This is a genomic window from Bradyrhizobium sp. YCK136 (assembly GCF_044570075.1).
Classification (GTDB): Bacteria; Pseudomonadota; Alphaproteobacteria; order Rhizobiales; family Xanthobacteraceae; genus Bradyrhizobium; species Bradyrhizobium diazoefficiens.
In genome coordinates this window covers 6,515,076-6,535,222 of sequence record NZ_CP172424.1, presented here as the reverse complement: position 1 = coordinate 6,535,222, position 20,147 = coordinate 6,515,076, and the positions used below count along the sequence as shown (strand labels likewise).

14 protein-coding genes and 3 pseudogenes are annotated in these 20,147 nt (G+C 64.9%); 13 read left to right on the top strand and 4 right to left on the bottom strand.

The features are described from left to right. Window position 1 precedes the first annotated feature (1 nt). The 4 genes and pseudogenes from ACFLEY_RS31555 (at window position 2) to ACFLEY_RS31540 (ending at window position 4,576) form a co-directional block, all read left to right on the top strand. Complete coding sequence (locus ACFLEY_RS31555) at window positions 2-1,117, top strand: response regulator (RefSeq protein WP_060911131.1); 1,116 nt, start codon at window positions 2-4, stop codon at window positions 1,115-1,117. A 129-nt stretch (window positions 1,118-1,246) separates the two neighbouring features. After that, entirely contained in the window at window positions 1,247-1,828 is a 582-nt protein-coding gene (locus ACFLEY_RS31550; RefSeq protein ID WP_028172340.1) for an HdeD family acid-resistance protein, read from the top strand. A gap of 119 nt (window positions 1,829-1,947) precedes the next feature. Then, window positions 1,948-3,158 (top strand): annotated as a pseudogene (locus ACFLEY_RS31545) (ABC transporter substrate-binding protein). 189 nt (window positions 3,159-3,347) lie between these two features. Then, a pseudogene (locus ACFLEY_RS31540) lies at window positions 3,348-4,576 on the top strand (acyl-CoA dehydrogenase family protein). Between the two features lie 66 nt (window positions 4,577-4,642). Here ACFLEY_RS31540 and ACFLEY_RS31535 read toward each other — a convergent pair. Beyond that, window positions 4,643-5,128, bottom strand: coding sequence for an MBL fold metallo-hydrolase (locus tag ACFLEY_RS31535; RefSeq protein ID WP_249162740.1), 486 nt, complete (start codon window positions 5,126-5,128; stop codon window positions 4,643-4,645). Window positions 5,129-5,600: 472 nt separating this feature from the next. Between ACFLEY_RS31535 and ACFLEY_RS31530 the strand changes: the two genes are divergently transcribed. Beyond that, a complete protein-coding gene (locus ACFLEY_RS31530; RefSeq protein ID WP_082757228.1) occupies window positions 5,601-6,092 on the top strand; it encodes a septal ring lytic transglycosylase RlpA family protein in 492 nt (163 codons plus the stop codon). Window positions 6,093-6,396: 304 nt separating this feature from the next. Here ACFLEY_RS31530 and ACFLEY_RS31525 read toward each other — a convergent pair whose 3' ends face one another. Further along, window positions 6,397-8,127 carry a methyl-accepting chemotaxis protein gene (locus ACFLEY_RS31525; protein WP_060911133.1) on the bottom strand — a complete coding sequence of 577 codons (1,731 nt, stop codon included), beginning with the start codon at window positions 8,125-8,127 and terminating at the stop codon, window positions 6,397-6,399. A 212-nt stretch (window positions 8,128-8,339) separates the two neighbouring features. On the opposite strand from ACFLEY_RS31525, the gene ACFLEY_RS31520 reads away from it, so the two are divergent. From ACFLEY_RS31520 to ACFLEY_RS31505, 4 genes are all read left to right on the top strand, one after another. Continuing rightward, complete coding sequence (locus ACFLEY_RS31520; RefSeq protein WP_211433397.1) at window positions 8,340-9,722, top strand: ethanolamine ammonia-lyase subunit EutB; 1,383 nt, start codon at window positions 8,340-8,342, stop codon at window positions 9,720-9,722. A 152-nt stretch (window positions 9,723-9,874) separates the two neighbouring features. Then, window positions 9,875-11,461 (top strand): B12-binding domain-containing radical SAM protein, encoded by a 1,587-nt coding sequence (locus tag ACFLEY_RS31515; protein WP_028172333.1) that lies wholly within the window; start codon window positions 9,875-9,877, stop codon window positions 11,459-11,461. 6 nt (window positions 11,462-11,467) lie between these two features. Continuing rightward, on the top strand, window positions 11,468-12,253 hold the full coding sequence (eutC, locus tag ACFLEY_RS31510) for an ethanolamine ammonia-lyase subunit EutC (protein ID WP_060911135.1): 786 nt from the start codon (window positions 11,468-11,470) through the stop codon (window positions 12,251-12,253). A 205-nt stretch (window positions 12,254-12,458) separates the two neighbouring features. Beyond that, a complete protein-coding gene (locus tag ACFLEY_RS31505; protein WP_011085781.1) occupies window positions 12,459-14,825 on the top strand; it encodes an RND family transporter in 2,367 nt (788 codons plus the stop codon). Window positions 14,826-14,853: 28 nt separating this feature from the next. On the opposite strand, the pseudogene ACFLEY_RS31500 reads toward ACFLEY_RS31505, so the two are convergent. Together ACFLEY_RS31500 and ACFLEY_RS31495 are read right to left on the bottom strand one after the other, a co-directional pair. Next, window positions 14,854-15,686 (bottom strand): annotated as a pseudogene (locus ACFLEY_RS31500) (hypothetical protein). 75 nt (window positions 15,687-15,761) lie between these two features. Then, a complete protein-coding gene (locus tag ACFLEY_RS31495; protein ID WP_027544089.1) occupies window positions 15,762-16,259 on the bottom strand; it encodes a hypothetical protein in 498 nt (165 codons plus the stop codon). 459 nt (window positions 16,260-16,718) lie between these two features. Here ACFLEY_RS31495 and ACFLEY_RS31490 point away from each other — a divergent pair, with 459 nt between their 5' ends. The 4 genes from ACFLEY_RS31490 (at window position 16,719) to hpnE (ending at window position 20,113) form a co-directional block, all read left to right on the top strand. Continuing rightward, a complete protein-coding gene (locus ACFLEY_RS31490) occupies window positions 16,719-16,952 on the top strand; it encodes a hypothetical protein (protein WP_028172330.1) in 234 nt (77 codons plus the stop codon). Window positions 16,953-17,143: 191 nt separating this feature from the next. Continuing rightward, window positions 17,144-18,028 carry a squalene synthase HpnC gene (gene hpnC / locus ACFLEY_RS31485; protein WP_060911136.1) on the top strand — a complete coding sequence of 295 codons (885 nt, stop codon included), beginning with the start codon at window positions 17,144-17,146 and terminating at the stop codon, window positions 18,026-18,028. Next, a complete protein-coding gene (hpnD, locus tag ACFLEY_RS31480; protein ID WP_060911137.1) occupies window positions 18,018-18,857 on the top strand; it encodes a presqualene diphosphate synthase HpnD in 840 nt (279 codons plus the stop codon). The genes hpnC and hpnD overlap by 11 nt, the downstream gene beginning before the upstream one ends. After that, window positions 18,857-20,113, top strand: a complete 1,257-nt coding sequence (gene hpnE / locus ACFLEY_RS31475) for a hydroxysqualene dehydroxylase HpnE (RefSeq protein WP_060911138.1) — start codon at window positions 18,857-18,859, stop codon at window positions 20,111-20,113. The genes hpnD and hpnE overlap by 1 nt, the downstream gene beginning before the upstream one ends. Window positions 20,114-20,147: the final 34 nt, after the last annotated feature.

Below are 20,147 nucleotides of genomic sequence, written 5' to 3'. Positions count from 1 at the left end.
AATGCCGACCGCAAAGTCAAAGGCCCGCATCCTGGTGGTTGACGACGAGGCTGCGCAGATGCGGGCGCTGTGCGACACGTTGCCAGTCGAGGATTACGATGCGGTCGGCTTCACCGACGCCAGATCCGCGCTGGCGGAGCTGCAGCGCACGAAATGCGACCTCCTGCTCGCCGACCTGATGATGCCGGGCATGGACGGCATCGAGCTGCTGCGGGCCGCGCGGGAGATCGATCCGCATCTGGTCGGCATCATCATGACCGGCGACGGCACCATCGCGACGGCGGTCGAGGCCATGAAGGCGGGGGCGCTCGACTACATTCTCAAGCCGTTCAAGCTCAGCGTCGTCATTCCCGTGCTGGAGCGCGCGCTCGCGGTGCGGCGCCTGCACCTGGAGAATGCGGAGCTGGCGCTGCGGGTCCGCGAGCGGACCCTCGAGCTCGAAGCCGCCAACCGGGAGCTCGAGGCATTCGCCTATTCCGTCGCGCACGATCTGCGCGGTCCGCTCTCGGTCATCGTCGGCTATGCGGAGACGCTGATCGAGGATCATTCCGCGCAATGGCCGGACCAGCCGCGGCAGCTGGCCGGCGCCATCCTGGCAAGCGGCGAGCACATGCAGCGCCTGATCGACGGACTGTTGCGCCTGTCGCGGTTCGGCCGCCAGCCGCTGTCGAAGGGGCCGGTCGATACCAGAGCACTCGTCGGCGAGGTCGTCGACGAACTGCGCCGGCAGCATGCCGGCCGTGGGGTCTTCGTCCATGTCGGCGAAATTCCCGGATGCGTCGGCGATCAGGCACTGCTGCGGCAGGTGCTCGTCAATCTTCTTTCCAATGCGTTCAAGTTCACCCGCACCCGGGAGAAGCCGCTGGTCACGGTGATCGGCTGGACCGAAGGGCGCGAAACGGTCTATTGCGTGCGCGACAACGGCGCCGGCTTCGACATGCAGCAGGCCGACAAGCTGTTCGCGGCGTTTCAGCGATTTCACGATTCCGATGAGTACGAGGGCACGGGGATCGGCCTCTCGATCGCATCGCGCATCGTGCAACGCCATGGCGGACGCATCTGGGCCAGCGCCGAGGTGGGCAAGGGGGCGGCGTTCTATTTCAGCATTCCGGACTGAAGCGCCGCATTCGATCTTGATTTGCGTCAATGTTGCTGCCGGTGAAGGCTGCTCTGCTGGCTGTTGCCCGGGTGCGGTGCGTGCTAGTCTGGCGTGTGCCCGCGGGCTTCGCATGCAGGAGTGGCCGCCATGACAAGTGCTTCGGATACGTCTCACCATCCCAGTCTCGGCTCGGGCATCACCGCGCTGCATGCCAAATGGGGATGGATCGTCGCGCTCGGTGTCGTTTATCTCGTCGCCGGCTTCGTAGCGCTCGGCAGCATGGTCATGGCGACGGTGGCGAGCGTGATCGTGGTCGGTGCGATGATGATCGTGGCCGGGGTCACCGAAATCATCGGGGCGTTCCAGATGAAGAGCTGGGGCAAGTTCTTGATCTGGGCCCTGCTCGGCGTGCTCTACGTCGTCGCGGGCTTCCTGACCTTCGAGAATCCGCTGTTCGCCGCCGTCCTGCTGACGCTGTTCCTCGGCGCCTCGCTGCTCGCTTCCGGCGCGGTCAGGTTGTTTCTCGCCTTCAGCATGAAGCGCGAAAGCCCGTGGGTGTGGGTGGCGCTCTCGGCCGTGATTACGCTGCTGCTCGGATTGTTGATCCTGGCGCGCTGGCCGGTCAACAGCGTCTACATCCTCGGCCTGTTCCTCGGCATCGACCTGATCATGGCGGGCGCGGGCTGGGTCAGCCTGGGCTTCAGCCTGCGGCGGCGCCACACTAGCTAACCAGCAACTCGACGCAAGACCGTGTTGCGGAACTCCGGTGATCTGACGCGCTGACAAAAAGCAGCGCGTCGCGCGTTCGCCTGATGGCGTCGCGCGGCGATAATCATCGGGGAGAAACCATGAAAGCCGCTTTGGCCCTGGCCGCAGCATTGGCTGTCGCCTCCCTGTCCACGCCCGCTTCCGCACAGAAATCTACGGTCCCGGCGTCAGCGACACCGAGATCAAGATCGGCAACACCATGCCCTATAGCGGGCCGGCTTCGCCGCTCAGCATCACCGGCAAGGTCATCGCGGCCTATTTCGACGAGGTCAACGAGAAGGGCGGCGTCAACGGCCGCAAGCTCAATCTGATCTCGCTCGACGACGCGTTCTCGCCGCCCAAGACCATGGAGGCGGCGCGCCGGCTGGTCGAGAGCGACGGCGTCGCCTTCATCTTCGCCACCATGGGCACGGCGCCGAGCTCGGCGATCGCGAAATATCTCAACAGCAACAAGGTGCCGCAGCTCTTCTTGATCAGCTCCGCCTCGAAGTGGAACGATCCCGTCAACATGCCGTGGTCGATGGCGCTGCCCTGGGCGCCGAACTACACCAGCGAGGCCGCGATCGACGTCGCCTATGCCCGCGCCAAGAATCCGAATGCGCGGTTCGCCGTGCTCTATCAGAACGACGACGCCGGCAAGGAATATCTGCGCGGCGTCAAGGAAGCGCTCGGCGCTGACGCCGACAAGGCGATCGCGATGGCCTCGAGCTTCGAGGTCGCCGATCCCACCGTCGATTCCCAGGTGCTGACGCTCGCCAACACCAAGGCCGATGTCTTCCTGATCTATTCGGTGACGCCGCGCGCCTGCGCGCAGGCGGTCCGGAAGGCGCACGAGGTCGGCTGGCAGCCGCAGCGCTTCATCGCCAGCGGCTGCGCCAACAAGGCCACCGTGATGGTGCCGGCCGGCCTCGATGCCGGCAAGGGCGTGCTGTCGCTCGGCTCGCTCAAGCCGTTCGTCGAGGCGCCGAAGGACGATCCGGCGATGACGGCCTATATCGACTTCATGAAGAAGCGCCTGCCCAATGCCGACATCAACAATGTCGCCGGTCTCTACGGCTACACCGTCGCCGAGGCCCTAGTGGTCCTGCTGAGGCAGTGCAAGGACAATCTGACGCGCGAGAACATCATGGCGCAGGCGGCCAACTTAAAGAGCGTGCCGCTGTCGCTGCTGATGCCCGGCATCACGCTCAACACCACGCCGCAGGATTTCCGCCCCATCAAGGACGGCTATATGCTCCAGTTCGACGGCAACGACTGGGTCGTGGCGAGCGAGCTGTTGCGCGGGACCTGACGCGCGGAGAAGCGAGCGGGAGACCGAGACGGTGCACCCTCTTCCCTCTCCGCGAGTTCGGAATCGTAGGGTGGGCAAAGGCGCACTTGCGCCGTGCCCACCACCGATCCAACACTGCAACAGAAGCGGTGGGCACGCTTCGCTTGGCCCACCCTACGATACTAGCCCACAGCGAACCGGAGGATGCAGATGGACTTTCAACACTCCGCCCGTTCGCTGGAGCTCCAGGAGCGCGTCCGCCGGTTCATGCGGACGCATGTCGAGCCGGTCGAGGAGCTCTATTACGAGCAGGTGAAACCGGAAGCCACGCGTTACAAGACGCCGCAAATTCTCCAGGACCTGAAGCGGCTGGCGCGCGAGCAGGGGCTCTGGAACCTGTTTCTGTCAGGCGAGCACGGACCCGGATTGACCAACCTCGAATACGCGCCCGTAAAGGAGATCATGGGCCGCATCCTCTGGGCGCCCGAGGTCTTCAACTGCTCGGCGCCCGATGTCGGCAACATGGAGGTGCTGGCGAACTACGGCACGCCGGCGCAGCAGGAGCGCTGGCTGACGCCGCTGCTGGAGGGGCGCATCCGCTCCGCTTCTCTATGACGGAGCCGCAGGTCGCCTCCAGCGACGCCACCAACATCCAGTGCGAGATCAAGCGCGACGGCGACAGCTACGTCATCAACGGCCGCAAATGGTTCACGTCGGGCGCGATGAACGAGGATTGCGAGATCCTGATCGTGATGGGCAAGACCGCGCCCGATCATCCCGACCGCCATCGTCAGCAATCCATGATCCTGGTGCCGAAGGCGACGCCGGGCGTGCGCATCGTCCGCGACATGCTGACCTACGACTATGACGACGCCCCGGTCGGCCATCCCGAGATCGTCTACGACAACGTCCGCGTGCCCGCGGAGAACATCCTGCTCGGCGAGGGCCGCGGCTTCGAGATCGCGCAAGGGAGGCTCGGCCCCGGCCGCATCCATCACTGCATGCGCCTGATCGGCTGCGCCCAGCGTGCGTTGGAATTGATGTGCCAGCGTGCGGTCTCGCGCACAGCCTTCGGCAAGCCGCTCGCCGAGCAGGGCTCGGTGCGCGAGGACATCGCCAACTCCTTCTGCGAGATCGCGCAGGCGCGGCTCTTGACGCTGCAGGCCGCCGACAAGATGGATCGCGAGGGCAACAAGGCGGCGCGCGACCTGATCGCCGCGGCCAAGATCGTGGTGCCCAGCATGGCCGCCCGCGTCATCGACCGCGCCATCCAGATCCACGGCGCCGCCGGCGTCTCGCAGGACACCTTCCTCGCCCGCGCCTATGTCTACGCCCGCTTCATCCGCATCGGCGACGGGCCTGACCAGGTGCATCTGGCCGCGGTCGGCAAGGAGTTGATCAGGCGGGGTGGGCGTGGCGTGACGACCCGGGCGCCGTGAACTAACCCAGTTGCTCCCCGATTTCGACTTGATCGGCCGATGGCAGCGCCGCTCTTCCGCGGGAAATCAGTCTTCGCGACTGGCAAGCTTGCGATAGACCGCGAAATCGTCAAGCGCCGGCGCCTCGCCACGCCGGACGTTGGAATTGATGTCGGGCCCGATAACCAGCGATGTGCCGAGACCGGCATAGATGTATCGCGCGCCGAATGCCTTCTTCAGCGCCGCAAACGTCGGTTCACCCGTGCAGTGACCGGGGGCAATGTTCTCGACCCGGAACTTGTCCTTGAGGGCGATCACGATCTTCTCGATGGCGTCGTCGGTGGCAACCACAAGGTGGAAGCCGCCGGCAACGAGATGAATCTTCGGATTGATGACTGTTGCGGCCTCTACGATGCGTTCGATTCCGGGATGCGAACAGCCGACCACAAGAACCACACCATCCGGCGTGTTCACGGCAAGAGAAAGTTCCTTGAGTTCCTTCGTCCCGGGAAGATCGGAGATCAGAGCGATCAGGGTGATGCCCGGCATTATCTCCGTCGTCTGATCGATCAATTGGAAGTTGGCAGTGGGCCAAAGTCGTTTGCCCAGTTGATTTCTCTCGATCCGGTTTTGGCATCGACGCCAGGCCGGGAGCGCGTCAATACCCCCAGGTCGTCGCGATCTCGTTGTTTGTATGCGCGCGGTTGTTTGCCTGCGCGATCTTCTTGATTTTGGAGCTGCACGATCCCTTCACGGGACTCCTCGGGATTGCAAGCTCGATACTGCGCACTTTTACCGCCGTACTCACACGGCCGCGCTATTTAGCGGTGGCTCTCGTCGGTCATTCTGCTGACGCAATCCCTGTCTTAGACGGCGAGAATTAAAACACTCCGTGGGACCGCTCTGGTTCCCACAACGGTTCCGTAGCCAGGGGTTGGCTCGAATCCGCAAAAGATTGGCGCAAGTTCCTGAACGCTTCAGCGTTCGCTTGTCCATGTCTTGCGGCATCCGGAACCGGACGATCGAGAAAATCAAAGGAGATATAATGGTGTTCCGCTCGAGCGCCGCAATTTGCGGCGCCGTGGTTGCGCTTGCCGTTTCTGTTACCGCTGCTCGAAGTGAAACGGGTGGAGCTCACTCAAGCGCTATCGTCAATGCCGCCTCTGGGGATGCGATCGTTGGCGCAGCATCCATGTACAATCCGTTCAAGCCCGGCAAGGAGGAGGGCGGCCCAAGCACAGCCTCGGGCGAGCGTTATGATCCCTCGCTGTGGACGGCTGCCATCAAGACGAGTTTGCGTCAGAAATTTGGTGGGGTCCAATTTGGCGCTCGGCCGAAATATGCTCTCGTCGAGGCCGCAGGCAAGAAGGTCATCGTCAAGATAAACGACGTGGGGCCGCTCAGGCCTGGCCGCATCATTGATCTCAATGAGCGGACGATGCGCCATTTCGATCCGAGCCTGGAGCTCGGGGTCATTCCCGACGTAACAGTCAGGCCGCTTTCCGGCGACGATTGGATCCCCGGACCGGTTGGCTGAACAAAGAGGGAGAGCACGGCCGTTCGGGACGGTGGAAACGTCTCGATGGTCTCCTCGCGAGGTTCGTCAACGAAGAGGTCGATCTTCGGGGCGGAAGGGTACGGTTCGGCGAACTGCACCGCCGCCATGGTGACATCATGCCGGTGTTTTGCCCGACGAGTCAAATCGACTTCGTAAAATCCGCAAGGTGTCGCGCCGCCGGCCAAGTTATTGAAAAAACTGTCCCCGGCTACTGTGCATGGGGTTGTTTTCGCGTTTTTTGTCTGGGGCGTGCCACCGCCGGCTTCACGCCGGCAAAGGCGCGCTATCCCGCCCTGGCCGCGCGGGCATCCGACCGCAGGTTCTGGAAGAACTTCTCCACCTCGCGCGACAGCGTCTCCGCGGTCGCGGTCAGGCTGCTCGCCGCGGTCAGCACGGAGGATGCCGCCGTATCGGTCTCGCCGATGGCGTCGCGCAGCGAGGTGATGTTGGCGACCAGCGTCTCGTTGCCCTGGGCGGCGCTTTGCGCGTTGGAGGAGATCTCGCGCGTGGCCTGGTCCTGCTGGCCGACGGCGCCGGCAATCGCCGAGGTGACCTCGTTGATCTCGCGCACCGCGCCGCCGATCTCGCGCACGGCATCGACCGCGTTGCGGGTGGAGGCCTGGATCATGGAGACGTTCTCGCCGATCTCGGCGGTCGCCTTGGCGGTCTGGCCTGCGAGCGCTTTCACTTCGTGCGCGACAACGGCAAAGCCGCGGCCGGCGTCGCCGGCGCGGGCGGCCTCGATGGTGGCGTTGAGCGCGAGCAGATTGGTCTGCTCTGCGATCGCCTGGATCAGGTTGAGCACGCCGTCGATGCGCTGAGTGGCGGCGGCGAGGCTCTCGATCTCCGAGATCGATTTCTCGGTGCGCTGGCCGGTCTGCTCGACCGCGCCGGCGCTCTGCCGGACCTGCCGGCCGATCTCTTCGACGGAGGCCGACAGCTCCTCGGCCGCGCCTGCGACCGCCGTGACGTTGTGCGAGGCCTGCTGGCTGGCGTTTGCGGCCATGCCGGCCCGGTTGCTTGCATCCGCGGTGACGCGCGTGATGGTCTGCGCGGTCTCGCGCATGACCGAGGCGTTGTCGCCGAGGCCGCGCATGATCGCGCCGATCGCGTCGCGAAACTCCTCGACGGATCGTTCGATATGGCGGGCGCGCTGCTCGCGCGCGGCGGAATCCTGCGAGACCTGCGAGGCGAGGTTGCGGTTGCGCCCCATCGCGTCCTGGAAGATCTGGATCGCGCGGGCCAGCCCGCCGATCTCGTCGGCGCGGTTGCCGTACGGCACCACGACGTTCTCGGCGCCATCGGCGACCTGCTTGATGGTGGCGGTGATCGAGGCGAGCGGCCGGGCGATCGAGCGGGCGATGATGACGATGCCGATCACGACGAGCGCCAGCGCCACGCCGGCAAGGCTGGTCAGGACGAAGGACAGGGTGCGGTTGGTCTCGGTCTGCCGGGCGATCTGTTTGCCGCGCTCGGCATAGACCTTGGACAGTGCCTCGAGATCCTTGTTCAGCGCCGAGCGCACGGCGCGGTTGGCGTCGTTGTCGCCCCATTCGCGGCCCGCGGCCGCATTGATTTCGACGCCGCGGCGGACCAGCTCCTTGCGAAACTCGACGAACTGCTCGATGCGCTTCCTGAAGGTGGCGAACTGCTCGGCATCGTCGTCCCTGACGATGGTTTCCCAGCGCTTCACGACGTCGAGGATCTGCGCGTTGAACTTGAGCAGGCCCTCGCCGTATTTCTTCACGACGGCAGGCTCCGTCGACATGTAGACGCCGCGCGATTCCATCACCACCGCATAGACCAGCGAGTTGACGCGCTCGACGTTCAGCGCGGCCGCGTTCGCCGTCTCGATCGCGCTGATCAGGTCGGCGCTGCGGCGGCTGTTGTAGTCGGACAGCATCGCAATCGCCGCCGTGAGCAGTGCGAACAGCGCGAAGATCGCATAGAGCTTGGTGGCAAGCGTGAAGCGGCCGGCCAGGCCGGCGGCATTCCCAGATTGGTCGATGGTCATGGTTTTCAGGGGCCCGAATGGCCTGAGGCGGCCGGTGAGCGCGGTCGTGTAAAAATCTATGCAAAACTATGCAGAATGAAGATGGACGCGGCGTTAACGCGCCTTTGTCCTTGGTCGAAAGAAAGGTAAGTTATTTCAGCGTCTTGATCCGAAGGTATAGTTTCAGGATAGTCCTGGAGTCGGCCTTTGGCCGACGAACCCCGGAGGGGACCTTGGTCTATCGCCATACCATCGACGCCACGACCTATGCCTTCCCGGATCTGCGCGACCTGCTCGCCAAGGTGACGCCGCCGCGCTCCGGCGACCGGCTGGCCGGAATTTCCGCTGCCAGCGCCGAGCAGATGATCGCGGCGCGGATGGCGCTCGCGGATGTTCCGCTCGGACAGTTCTTGCAGGAAGCGCTCATCCCCTACGAGACCGACGAGGTCACCCGCCTCGTCATCGACAGCCATGACGCAAGGGCCTTTGCGCCGGTGGCCTCGCTCACGGTCGGCGCCTTCCGCGACTGGCTGCTGTCGGACGCGGCGACGCCCGAGATCCTGCGCAAGCTCGCCCCCGGTATCACGCCGGAAATGGCGGCCGCGGTCTCGAAACTGATGCGCAACCAGGATTTGATCCTGGCGGCGCGGAAATGCGAGGTGACCACCGCCTTCCGCAATACCATCGGGCTGAAGGGGCGGATGAGCACGCGGCTCCAGCCCAACCATCCGTTCGACGACGCGAGGGGCATCACCGCCTCGATCCTCGACGGCATCCTGCTGGGGGCCGGCGATGCCTGCATCGGCATCAATCCCGCCAGCGACGACCCGACCGTCATCGCCCAATTGCTGCGCCTGCTCGACGAGATCATCGCGCGGCTGAAGCTTCCGACGCAAGGCTGCGTGCTCACCCATGTCACGACGACGCTGTCGCTGATCGGGCAGGGCGTGCCGGTCGACCTCGTCTTCCAGTCGGTCGCCGGCACCGAGGCCGCCAACCGTAGCTTTGGCGTCGATCTCGCCTTGCTCCGGGAGGCGCAGGAGGCCGGGCTGTCGCAGCGGCGCGGCACGGTCGGGCAGAACGTGATGTATTTCGAGACCGGCCAGGGCTCGGCGCTGTCCGCCAATGCCCATCACGGCGTCGACCAGCAGACCTGCGAGGCGCGCGCCTATGCGGTCGCACGCGCCTATGCCCCGCTGCTGGTCAACAGCGTGGTCGGCTTCATCGGCCCGGAATATCTCTACGACGGCAAGGAAATCATCCGGGCGGGGCTGGAGGATCATTTTTGCGGCAAGCTGCTCGGCCTGCCGCTCGGGGTCGACATCTGCTACACCAACCACGCCGAGGCAGACCAGGACGACATGGACAACCTGCTGACGCTGCTCGCCGCCGCCAGCGTCACCTTCATCATGGGCGTCCCCGGCGCCGACGACGTCATGCTGAATTACCAGTCGACGTCTTTTCACGACGCGCTCTATGTCCGCGACGTCTTCGGTTTGCGCCGCGCGCCGGAATTCGACGACTGGCTGGCGCAGTCGGGCATCGTGGGCGCCGATTTCCGCCTTGCCGGCGATGCAGGCCTGCTGCCCGATTTTGCCTCCCGGCTGATCGCCTGAGGTGAGAGAGGCGCCAGCTCGCCCCCGGAAACCATTGGCCGCTCTCGGAATTAAGCTCACGCCACAATATTGAGAAATTCCGGCGACAGCATTACGCTATGTGTCTGGCTGGCAATTTCCGCAACCAGGTCGAGCGTGGCGGGGGAGCTTTGATGCGAGCTGAAAGCAACGGTACGTCGCGGCGGATTCTTTGCGTGTTTCCGCGTTACACGTCGTCGTTCGGTACGTTCGAGCATTCCTATCCGCTGACCGACGGCGTCCGCGCCTTCATGCCGCCGCAGGGGCTTTTGCTGCTCGCGGCCTATCTGCCCGAGGACTGGCAGGTCAAGTTCGTCGACGAGAACCTGCGCCGCACCACGAAAGAGGAGTTCGGCTGGGCGGAAGTCGTCTTCGTCAGCGGCATGCACATCCAGCGCCAGCAGATGAACGACATCTGCCGCCGCGCCCATGAATTCGATCTCCCGGTTGCGCTCGGCGGGCCCTCCGTCAGCGCCTGCCCGGATTATTATCCGTCCTTCGACTATCTGCATGTCGGCGAACTCGGCGACGCCACCAACCAGCTGATCGAGATTCTGTCGCGCGACATCTCGCGCCCCGAGACCCAGGTGGTGCTGACCACCAAGGACCGGGTGCCGATGACGGAGTTTCCGATCCCGGCCTACGAGCTTGCCGACGTGAAGAAATACTTCCTCGGCAGCATCCAGTATTCAAGCGGCTGTCCCTATCAGTGCGAGTTCTGCGACATCCCCGGCCTCTACGGCCGCAACCCGCGCATCAAGTCGCCGGAGCAGATCATCGCCGAGCTCGATCGCCTGCGCGAATGCGGCATGACCGACACGGTCTATTTCGTCGACGACAATTTCATCGGCAATCGCAAGGCGGCGATGGACCTGCTGCCGCATCTGATCGAATGGCAGAAGAAGACCGGCTACGTGGTGCGGCTCGCCTGCGAGGCGACGCTCAACATCGCCAAGCGCCCCGAGATCCTGGAGAAGATGCGCGAGGCTTATTTCATCACCATCTTCTGCGGAATCGAGACGCCCGATCCCGATGCGCTGAAGGCGATGCACAAGGACCACAACATGATGGTCCCGATCCTGGAGGGCGTGCGCACCATCAACTCCTACGGCATGGAGGTGGTGTCCGGCATCATCATGGGGCTCGACACCGACAAGCCGAACACCTCGGAGGCGCTGCTCGCCTTTGTCGAGGAGTCCCGGATTCCGCTGCTCACGATCAACCTGCTCCAGGCGCTGCCGAAGACGCCGCTGTGGGACCGTCTGGAGCGGGAAGGGCGCCTGATCGAGGACGACGGCCGCGATTCCAACGTCGACTTCCTGTTGCCCTATGACGACGTCGTCGCATCCTGGAAGCACGCCATGGGCGTCGCCTACGAGCCCGAGAAGGTGTTCGCGCGCTTCCAGTATCAATGCGACCACGTTTATCCTCATCGTCTCAAGATGCCGGTGGCGGACGAGATGAAGACCTGGCCCAACATCAGGCGCGGTCTCGTCATGCTGCGCAACATCTTCTGGAAGGTCGGCGTGCTCGGCGACTACAGGCGCGTGTTCTGGAAGTTCGCGTTGGGTCGCATCAAGCGCGGCGACCTCGAAGGCCTGATCGGCTGCACCCTGATCGCGCACCATCTCATCACCTTTGCCCGCGCGGCCTCCAGCGGCAAGCAGAACGCCTCGAACTATTCGATCCGGCTGCGCGAGGCTTCCGTTCCCGCCGAATGACGCAACATGTCTGATCCGGCCGTCCCGCGCCGCCCGACCCTCGATCTGCGGTCGTTCACGCCTGCGCGCGTTGCACTCGGCCGCAGCGGCGCAAGCGTGCCGACACGCGCGCTGCTCGACTTCACGCTGGACCACGCCCGCGCCCGCGATGCCGTGCATGCAGTCTTCGACGTACCGCGGCTGCTCGCGGATCTCGGTGCGCTCGGCCTCGCCGTCACCGAGGCGAGGAGCCGGGCGGCCGACCGCAGGGACTATCTGCGGCGGCCGGATCTGGGGCGGCAGCTTGATGCCGGCTCAATCGAGGCTCTGGCGCGAATTGCCTCAAGGCCATGCCAGCTTGCGATCGTGATCGGCGACGGCCTGTCGGCGGCGGCGGTCCACGCCCATGCGGTGGCGCTGGTGACGCGCCTGCTGCCGCTGCTCGCAGCCGACGATGTTGTCGCGCTCGGCCATGTTGTCGTCGCCTCCGGCGCGCGCGTCGCGCTCGGCGATCAGATCGGCGCCATTCTCGGCGCGCGCATGGTCGTGACGCTGATCGGCGAGCGACCCGGCCTGTCCGCGCCCGACAGCCTCGGCGCCTATCTGACCTTCGCGCCGACGCCGGGCCGCACCGATGCCGAGCGCAATTGCGTGTCGAACATCCACCACGCTGGGTTGAGCAATGACGAGGCCGCCTTCAAGATCGCCTGGCTCCTCCGGGAGGGGCTGGCAAGGGAGGTCACCGGCGTCGCGCTGAAAGACGAGAGCGCGGACCGGGCGCCGCGTCGAATTGGCACGTCCTTGCCCGAATAACGGGCATTCCGGCAAAATCGCCACATCTTGATCGGTTTGGCCACACTTCGCCTGCTTGCGAGGGAGGCTATGGACCTGCTAAACCCCTCGCGGCGATTTTCCGCGCATTTTCAAGGGGCAAGCCTCCCATTGGTATGGCGTTTTCAAGCCGTTCGCGGAGCGCAATAAGCTCACAGACCGAGCCGATTTAGGAACTGGATAAGGCATGCTCGAAAAGCACAGCGAGAGTGAGGTTCATGTCGACAAGGTCGAGCAGGGACCCGCGTCCTCCATCGCCTTCGGGTTGGAGCGCATCGGGCTGATCGCCGTCCGGGCGCCGATCGTCTCCTGCATCGTCCTGCTCGTCCTGATCGTGGGCGCCGTATTCGGCATCCACCGGATCAAGATCGACGATTCGCTGTCGCAGCTGTTCCGCTCCGACACCCGCGAATTCCACCAGTACGAAGAGGTGACGAAGAAGTTTCCGGCCGAGGAGTTCGACGTCCTCGTCGTGGTCGAAGGCAAGAACCTCCTGGCTCGGAACAACCTCGAGAAGCTGCGCGACTTCATCACCGACATGCAGCTGGTCGAAGGCACCCGCGGGCTGGTCTCGCTGTTCTCGGCGCGCCAGGCGCCGGCCCCGGGCAAGCTGCCGGCGGCGCTGTTCCCGCCCGAGCTGCCCGAGGGCGCGGCCTATGACAAGTTCATCGAAACCGTCAAGAACAACGAGATCATCCGCGGCAAGCTGTTGTCGGAGGACGGCACGCTGGCCCTGATCGTGCTGTCGCTCGATCCGGAGGTGGTCGCCTCCAGCAAGCTGACCAAGACCGTCGCCGACATCCGCGCGCTGATGAAGGAGGATCTCGGCGACACCGGGCTCAACGTGCAGCTGTCCGGCGTGCCGGTGATGCAGCTCGAGATCCGCAACGCGGTCGAGCGCGACGGGCTGACCTACAACATCCTCGGCATTCTCGCCGGCTGCGTCATCGCCATCATCTTCTTCCGCAAGATCTCGTTCATGATCGCGGCCGCGTTCCCGCCGATGATCGCGATCCTGTTGGCGCTCGGCGCGCTCGGCTGGGCCAATTTCAATCTCAACATGTTTCTGAACGTGATGACGCCGCTCATCATGGTCATCAGCTTCTCGGACTCGATGCAGCTGACTTTCGCCGCGCGCGACCGGCTGATCGCGGGCCAGGACAAGTTCACCGCGTTCAAGAACGCCGTGCTCGTGGTGGGACCCGCCTGCGTGCTGACGCACGGCACCGCCGGTATTTCCTTCATCGCGCTCCAGTTCTCCAGCTCCGACCTGATCCGCAAGTTCGGCGAGGCGGGGCTCGCCGCCACCATCATCGCGCTGGTCGCGGTGCTGTCGCTGGTGCCGGTGTTCGGCGTGCTGTTCGTGCGCAACGAGAAGGTCTTCGCGGTCAAGTTCCAGGGGGCGGACGCCGGCGTCCAGGCGCTACGCAATTTCTGCTACTGGATCGCGGTGCGCATGGTCGGCCGGCCAGGCCTGTTCAGCCTGATCGCGGTGCTGTTCGTCGGCGGCCTCGGCGTCATCTACGCCAATCTGGAGCCGCGCTACCGGCTTGCCGACCAGGTGCCGGACAAGCGCCAGGCGGTCGCCGCCAGCGACCGGCTCGACGCCAAGCTCACCGGCGCCAACCCGGTCAACGTGCTGGTCCAGTTCCCCAAGGGTGAATCGCTCTATTCGCCGGAGACGCTGCAGACGATCGCCGACGTGCATGCGACCGTGGAGAAGGCGGCCGGTGTCGGCAACGTCTGGTCGGTCGAGACCCTGCGCCGCTGGCTCGCGGAAAAGGCCGGCAGCGCCGACGTTGCGACGCTGAAGGAATATATCGGTGTCATTCCCGAGCATCTGGTGCGGCGGTTCATCGACGCCGAGCAGGATGCGGTCGTGGTCGCAGGCCGCGTGCCGGACAAGGATTCCAGCCAACTCCTGCCGATCGTGGACAAGCTCGATTCCGAGCTCGACGCCGTCCGCAAGAAGCATCCCGGCTACGAGGTCGCGGTGACGGGCCTTGCCGCCATCGCGGCGCGCAATTCCGCCAGCATGATCGAGAAGCTGAACCGCGGACTCACCGTCGAATTCGCGCTGGTCGCGATCTTCATCGGCCTCGCCTTCCGCTCCTGGGTGGTGATGTTCGCCTGCATCCTGCCGGGCATCTTCCCTGTCGTGATGTCGGGGACGGTGCTGTGGGCGATGGGCGAGGGGCTGCAATTCGCCAGCGTCGTCGCGCTCACCGTCTCGTTCGGCCTGGGATTGAGCGCCACCATCCACTTCCTCAATCGCTTGAGGCTGGAGAGCAAGCCGGGCGTCGGCTCGGCGCTCGCGGTGGAGCGGGCGACCGTGCTGGTCGGACCGGCCTTGATCCTGACCACGGTGGTGCTGGCCTGCGGCCTCGTCGTCACCGTGTTCTCCGACCTGCCGTCGCTGCGGCTGTTCGGCTGGCTCAGCGCCTTCTCGATGGTCATGGCCCTCGTCGCCGACCTCTTCATCCTGCGGCCGACGGCGATGTGGCTGATCAACCTGCACGCCAAGCTTCAGGGCGCGGACAAGCGCGCGATCTAAGCGCGGGGCGGCGAACGCTGCCCTGTGCTCAGGCTTCGATGCGGATGATGCCGTACGGGTTGAACTTGAAGTCGTCCTCGGCGTAGTCCTGTTCCCGCGAGCGCGTAAGCTTGCGATCGCGCAGCGTCGCGTCGATGCCGCGCTCGGCCATCGCGTTTGCGATCTCCTCCATGAGCATCACCGCGGACCATTCGTTGCCGCGCGATTTCGCGACATAGACCTCCGGCAAACCGAGGAGGTGATAGCCGACGGTCTCGTAATAGCGATCGCCGCCGAGCGGGCGCTTGGCGAAGGCAAGACGACAGGCCTTCGCGAGGGCGAGCGTCATGCCGAGGCCCTCGCTCGTCTTTGCGCCTGTGCGTGCCTGATCGGCGAGACTGCGCCATCGCGCAAGCCCGTGGGCAACGCCTGCGCTTTCGCCCTTCACGGCGGTGGCACTGGCCTCGATCATCTCCTCGACGATGCGCAAGGCCGCTGCCGAATAGGCGACCGTCTTCTGCTGGTCCATCGGCGGGCTCAGCACGTAGAGCACCGATTTGTGGTTGGCCACGGCTGCTTCGTCGGCGGCAGACCATGCATTGGGAAAAATCGGTCCCAGCACACGCCGAACGACCGCTCCATGTGCGGATCGGGCTTGGCTTGCGAATATGTGCGGTCGATCTCGAAGTTGAAATCCGCGATCGTCCTGGCCACCGCCTTCGGTGGCTGCAGCAGGCTGTCGTCCTTGCCGAGGAAGCAGAGCACGTGACGTGGCTTCACGGATGAAGGCTGCATGCTCGTTCCCTGCTGGTCATTTGCGAAGGCGCGACTGGCGACGAAAAGGCCGGCGGCCTTGAGCAGATGTCTGCGAATTGGGTCCATATCCGCAACAATGTCAGCAAAAAGCCCCCGGCTCGCGAGAACCGGGGGCGTGTTCCTCTCGACGCGGGAAGGGCGTCAGCCCTTCGTCATCGTGATGTTGACGCCGCGGATCTCGCCCTTGGAGCTGATCTGCACCGTCTGCTTGGTGCCGTTGGTGCGCAGCGACAGGTTGGCGGCGAAGCCGTTGGCCTCGACGAACACCTCGATCTGGCCGCCGCCGGCGGTGCCCTGGAGATTGCCGAAGATGTTGCGGCTGGCCTCGCTCCAGTTGCCGGAGATGCGGTCGCCCTGGCTCGTCACGTCGCTGGTGAGGTCGAACTTGTAGCTGTCGGACGCGCAGTGCAGCGCCTGCTTCAGGTTGAGACCGCTGCCGGCGACCTTGTAGTCGGCCTTGCAGCGGATGCGCTCGGTGGAGCCGTCGGACAGCGACACCGTGCCGGTGCCGGTCCACGCGCCGTCAAAACCGGCAAACGGTCCGGACGACTGTGCGTGGCTTGCCGAAACCGAGAAGAGCAGCGCCGCCCCGATGCCGGCCGCCTTGATTGCCAGTCCAGATCGCCCAAAGAATTTCATCACAAATATCCCGTTTTGGAACGACGTCCGCTCAAGATCGGGACGTCTCGCCACATCGAAGGTTTAGTGCTTCGAGCCCGTGTCAGGTTCAAAGCCTGGCCGCCAGAGATGGCGGTTCATGAGGCTTTGCGCCATGCCCGGCGGCTGCGATTTCCCATGTTTCGGCATGTTTCCGGCCGAAACGGAGGGGTTGAGCGATGCAGCTCTGCAACAGGCGTGCAGCAAAATGCGGGCCGCCTGAATTATGACGTAGTATCAAACTCTTACATCTGCCAATGAAGGCGCAGGGAAGACCTGATTTGGTGGGTGTGGCGCCAATTTGGCCGCATTTGCCAGTGCTTGTGCCTTCTCCGAGGCCGCACGCTCCGCGGCGACTTGCCATCAGAACATTCCGTTCCGGTCGTCCGCCCTGTGCTGTCCGGGATTGGTGCGATTCTGCCGTCAGAATGAAGGAATACAATGCGTAAGCTTCTCGTCGCTCTCACCCTGCTGTCGGCGTCCCTTTCCACGGCGGCATTTGCCCAGCAAGGGCGTGGCACGGACTCCGAGCAGAAGGCCTGCACGCGCGATGTGCAGAAGTTCTGCCGTCCGGTCATCGATCAGGGCGATTTCACCATCCTGGCCTGCCTGAAGGAGAACCGGACCAAGATCTCGCAGGCCTGCGACCAAGTTCTGAAGAACCACAACCAGTAAGCTCGGCCACTGGCCCACAAGGGCGGCCCCGGGGCCGCCTTTTTCAGGCCGGATCCGCAGGGCAGCCTTCGAGAGACAGGATTGGTTTTGCGGCCGTATTCCCCTATATGGGGGCCGCGGCGGCATCGCCGGCACGAGCCCGCGCGAGCGAAAAAGCTCTTCCTGTCCAAACGATTGTAAACCAGCCCTCGATGACCTCTGCGAGCGAATTGCGATCCGGCAAGGGTGACCGCGACGAGAATTTTCCCGTCGCGTCCTGGATCATTCATCCGCGTCATCGCGCGCTGATCCTGGCGTATTACAATTTCGTCCGTACTGCCGACGACATCGCCGACCACGCGACGCTGCCAGGCGACCAGAAGCTCGCCTATCTCGATCTGCTCGAGGCGGAGCTGCTCGGCAAGGGCGACACCCAGGCCGAAGCCGTCGTCTTGCGGCGCGCGCTGGCCGAGCGCGGCATGGCGCCGCGCCACGCGCTCGACGTGCTCATCGCCTTCCGCATGGACGTCACCAAGCTGCGCTACGAGAACTGGGACGAGGTGATCCACTATTGCCGTTACTCGGCGATGCCGGTCGGCCGTTTCATGCTCGACGTCCACGGCGAGAGCACCTCGACCTGGGCCGCGTCGGACGCGCTTTGCGCGGCGCTCCAGATCAACAACCACCTCCAGGATTGCGGCAAGGATTTTCGCGAGCTCAACCGCGTCTATCTGCCGCGCGATGCGCTGGCCGCGAGCGGCGCCTCGGTCGAGCAGCTCGGCCTTGCCCAGTCGCCGCCGGCGATGCTGGCCTGCCTGCAGTCGCTCGCCGCGCGCAACGAAGCGCTGCTCGACGAGGGCAGGTCGTTAGCTGCGGAGATCCGGGATTTCCGCCTCGGCATCGACGTCGCGGTGATCCAGGCCTATGCCGACCGCATCGTGCGCCTGCTCAAGGTGCGCGATCCCCTGCGCGAGCGCGTGCATCTCAACAAGTTCGAGCTCCTCACCTTCAGCCTCGCCGGCATGATCGGCGAAGTCGGCCGCCGCGCGATCGGACGCAAGGCCATTTCCAGACCGGGGACTGCACATGACGCTTGAGGCGACCTCGCCCGGCGCCAGTTATGGCTCGACCGCATCCGGCAGCTCGTTCTACGCCGCGATGCGCATCCTGCCGCATGACCAGCGCGAAGCGATGTTCCAGATCTACAGCTTCTGCCGGCAGGTCGACGACATCGCCGATTCCGACGGCCCGCGCGAGGAGCGGCTCGCCGCGCTTCAGGCGTGGCGCACCGACATCGACGCGCTCTATCAGGGCAATCCGCCGCCGCGGCTGAAGGACTACGTCGCCTCGGTGAGGACCTTCGGGCTCAAGCGCGAGGATTTCCTGGCCATCGTCGACGGCATGGAGATGGACGTGCCGCAGGACATCCGCGCGCCCGACATGGCGACGCTCGATCTCTATTGCGATCGGGTCGCCAGCGCCGTGGGGCGGCTGTCGGTGCGGGTGTTCGGCCTGCCCGAAGAGGACGGCATCCAGCTCGCCTATCATCTCGGCCGCGCGCTTCAGCTCACCAACATCCTGCGCGACATCGACGAGGACGCCGGCCTCGGCCGGCTCTATCTGCCGCGCGAAGCGCTGCTGCATGCCGGCATCACCTCCAACGACCCGAACCGCGTCATCGCCGAACGCGCGCTGCCGAAGGTCTGCCTGCCGCTGGCGCAGCGTGCGAAGGTGCATTTCGAGAAGTCGGACGAGATCATGAACCGCAACAAGCGCCGCACCGTGCGTGCGCCGCGGATCATGTCGAAATACTATCATTCCATTCTGGACCTCCTGATCGCGCGCGGCTTCAACGCGCCGCGCGAGCCGGTGCGTGTGTCGAAGGTCACACGCATCCTGATCCTGCTCCGTTACGCTTTCATCTGATGCAAAACACAGCTCACATCATCGGCGCTGGAATTTCCGGCCTCTCCGCCGCCGTGCGGCTCGCCAATGCCGGCTTCAAGGTCGCCGTGCACGAGGCGACGCACCAGGCCGGCGGCCGCTGCCGTTCCTATTTCGACGGCGCAACCAACCTCACCATCGACAACGGCAATCATCTGCTGCTGTCGGGCAACAGCCATGCGCGCGCCTACGCGCGCTCGATCGGGACCGAGGCGGGCCTGGTCGGCCCTGAAAGCGCGCAGTTTCCCTTCGTCGATATCAAGACCGGGCAGCGCTGGCAGATCGATCTCGGCACCGGCCGGCTGCCGACCTGGGTGCTCGACGAGAGCCGCCGCGTTCCCGACACAGGCCTCACCGACTATCTCAAGCTGGCGCCGCTGATCTGGGCCTCGGAGGAGACGCTGGTCGGCAAGTCCATTCCTACCGAAGGCGTGCTCTATCAGCGCCTGGTGCAGCCGCTGCTGCTCGCCGCGCTCAACGTCGATCCGCCCGAGGGCTCGGCCGGGCTCGCCGGCGCGATCGTGCGCGAGACGCTGCTTGCCGGCGGACAGGCTTGCCGTCCCTTGATCGCGCGCGACGGCCTTAGCGCCGTGCTGATCGAGCCCGCCGTGAAGTTCTTGCAGGAGCGCGGCCACTCGGTTCAGCTCGGCCATGAGCTGCGCGCGTTCGTGACCAGTGACGGCAAGGCCGGCGCGCTGAATTTCGGCGGCGAGGACGTGATCCAGCTCGCCGACGGCGATGTCGTCGTGATGGCGGTGCCGCCGCGTGCCGCCGCCAGCCTGCTGCCGGGCCTGAAGACGCCGACCGAATTCCGCGCCATCGTGAATGCACATTTCCGTTTTGAGCCGCCGCCGGGTTCGCCGCCGATCCTGGGCGTGATCGGCGGCGTCGTGGAATGGCTGTTCGCGTTCCCGAACCGGCTTTCGGTGACCATCAGCAACGGCGACCGTCTCGTCGACATGCCGCGCGAGGAACTCGCGCAAGCGATCTGGAACAACGTCTGCGAGGCAGGCGGCGTTTCCGGCGAGCTGCCTCCCTGGCAGATCGTGCGCGAGCGGCGCGCCACCTTTGCCGCCACGCCGGCGCAGAATGCCCTGCGTCCGGGGCCGGTCACCGCGCTGAAAAACCTGTTCCTCGCCGGCGACTGGACTGCTACGGGATTGCCTGCAACCATCGAGGGATCGGTCCGGTCCGGTGATCGCGCCGCCGATCTGGTGCTGGCCGCACAGCGGCCCTGACGGGAATTTGTCCCGGTCAATTCACATCAACTAT

What these genes read in the sequence shown, in the direction of transcription:
- ACFLEY_RS31495 (WP_027544089.1), bottom strand. Translation starts at nt 16,259, where the DNA reads ATGAAATTCTTTGGGCGATCTGGACTGGCAATCAAGGCGGCCGGCATC.
- hpnC (WP_060911136.1), top strand. Translation starts at nt 17,144, where the DNA reads ATGACCTCTGCGAGCGAATTGCGATCCGGCAAGGGTGACCGCGACGAG.
- ACFLEY_RS31525 (WP_060911133.1), bottom strand. Translation starts at nt 8,127, where the DNA reads ATGACCATCGACCAATCTGGGAATGCCGCCGGCCTGGCCGGCCGCTTC.
- ACFLEY_RS31490 (WP_028172330.1), top strand. Translation starts at nt 16,719, where the DNA reads ATGCGTAAGCTTCTCGTCGCTCTCACCCTGCTGTCGGCGTCCCTTTCC.
- hpnE (WP_060911138.1), top strand. Translation starts at nt 18,857, where the DNA reads ATGCAAAACACAGCTCACATCATCGGCGCTGGAATTTCCGGCCTCTCC.
- ACFLEY_RS31555 (WP_060911131.1), top strand. Translation starts at nt 2, where the DNA reads ATGCCGACCGCAAAGTCAAAGGCCCGCATCCTGGTGGTTGACGACGAG.
- eutC (WP_060911135.1), top strand. Translation starts at nt 11,468, where the DNA reads ATGTCTGATCCGGCCGTCCCGCGCCGCCCGACCCTCGATCTGCGGTCG.
- ACFLEY_RS31530 (WP_082757228.1), top strand. Translation starts at nt 5,601, where the DNA reads ATGGTGTTCCGCTCGAGCGCCGCAATTTGCGGCGCCGTGGTTGCGCTT.
- ACFLEY_RS31515 (WP_028172333.1), top strand. Translation starts at nt 9,875, where the DNA reads ATGCGAGCTGAAAGCAACGGTACGTCGCGGCGGATTCTTTGCGTGTTT.
- hpnD (WP_060911137.1), top strand. Translation starts at nt 18,018, where the DNA reads ATGACGCTTGAGGCGACCTCGCCCGGCGCCAGTTATGGCTCGACCGCA.
- ACFLEY_RS31550 (WP_028172340.1), top strand. Translation starts at nt 1,247, where the DNA reads ATGACAAGTGCTTCGGATACGTCTCACCATCCCAGTCTCGGCTCGGGC.
- ACFLEY_RS31505 (WP_011085781.1), top strand. Translation starts at nt 12,459, where the DNA reads ATGCTCGAAAAGCACAGCGAGAGTGAGGTTCATGTCGACAAGGTCGAG.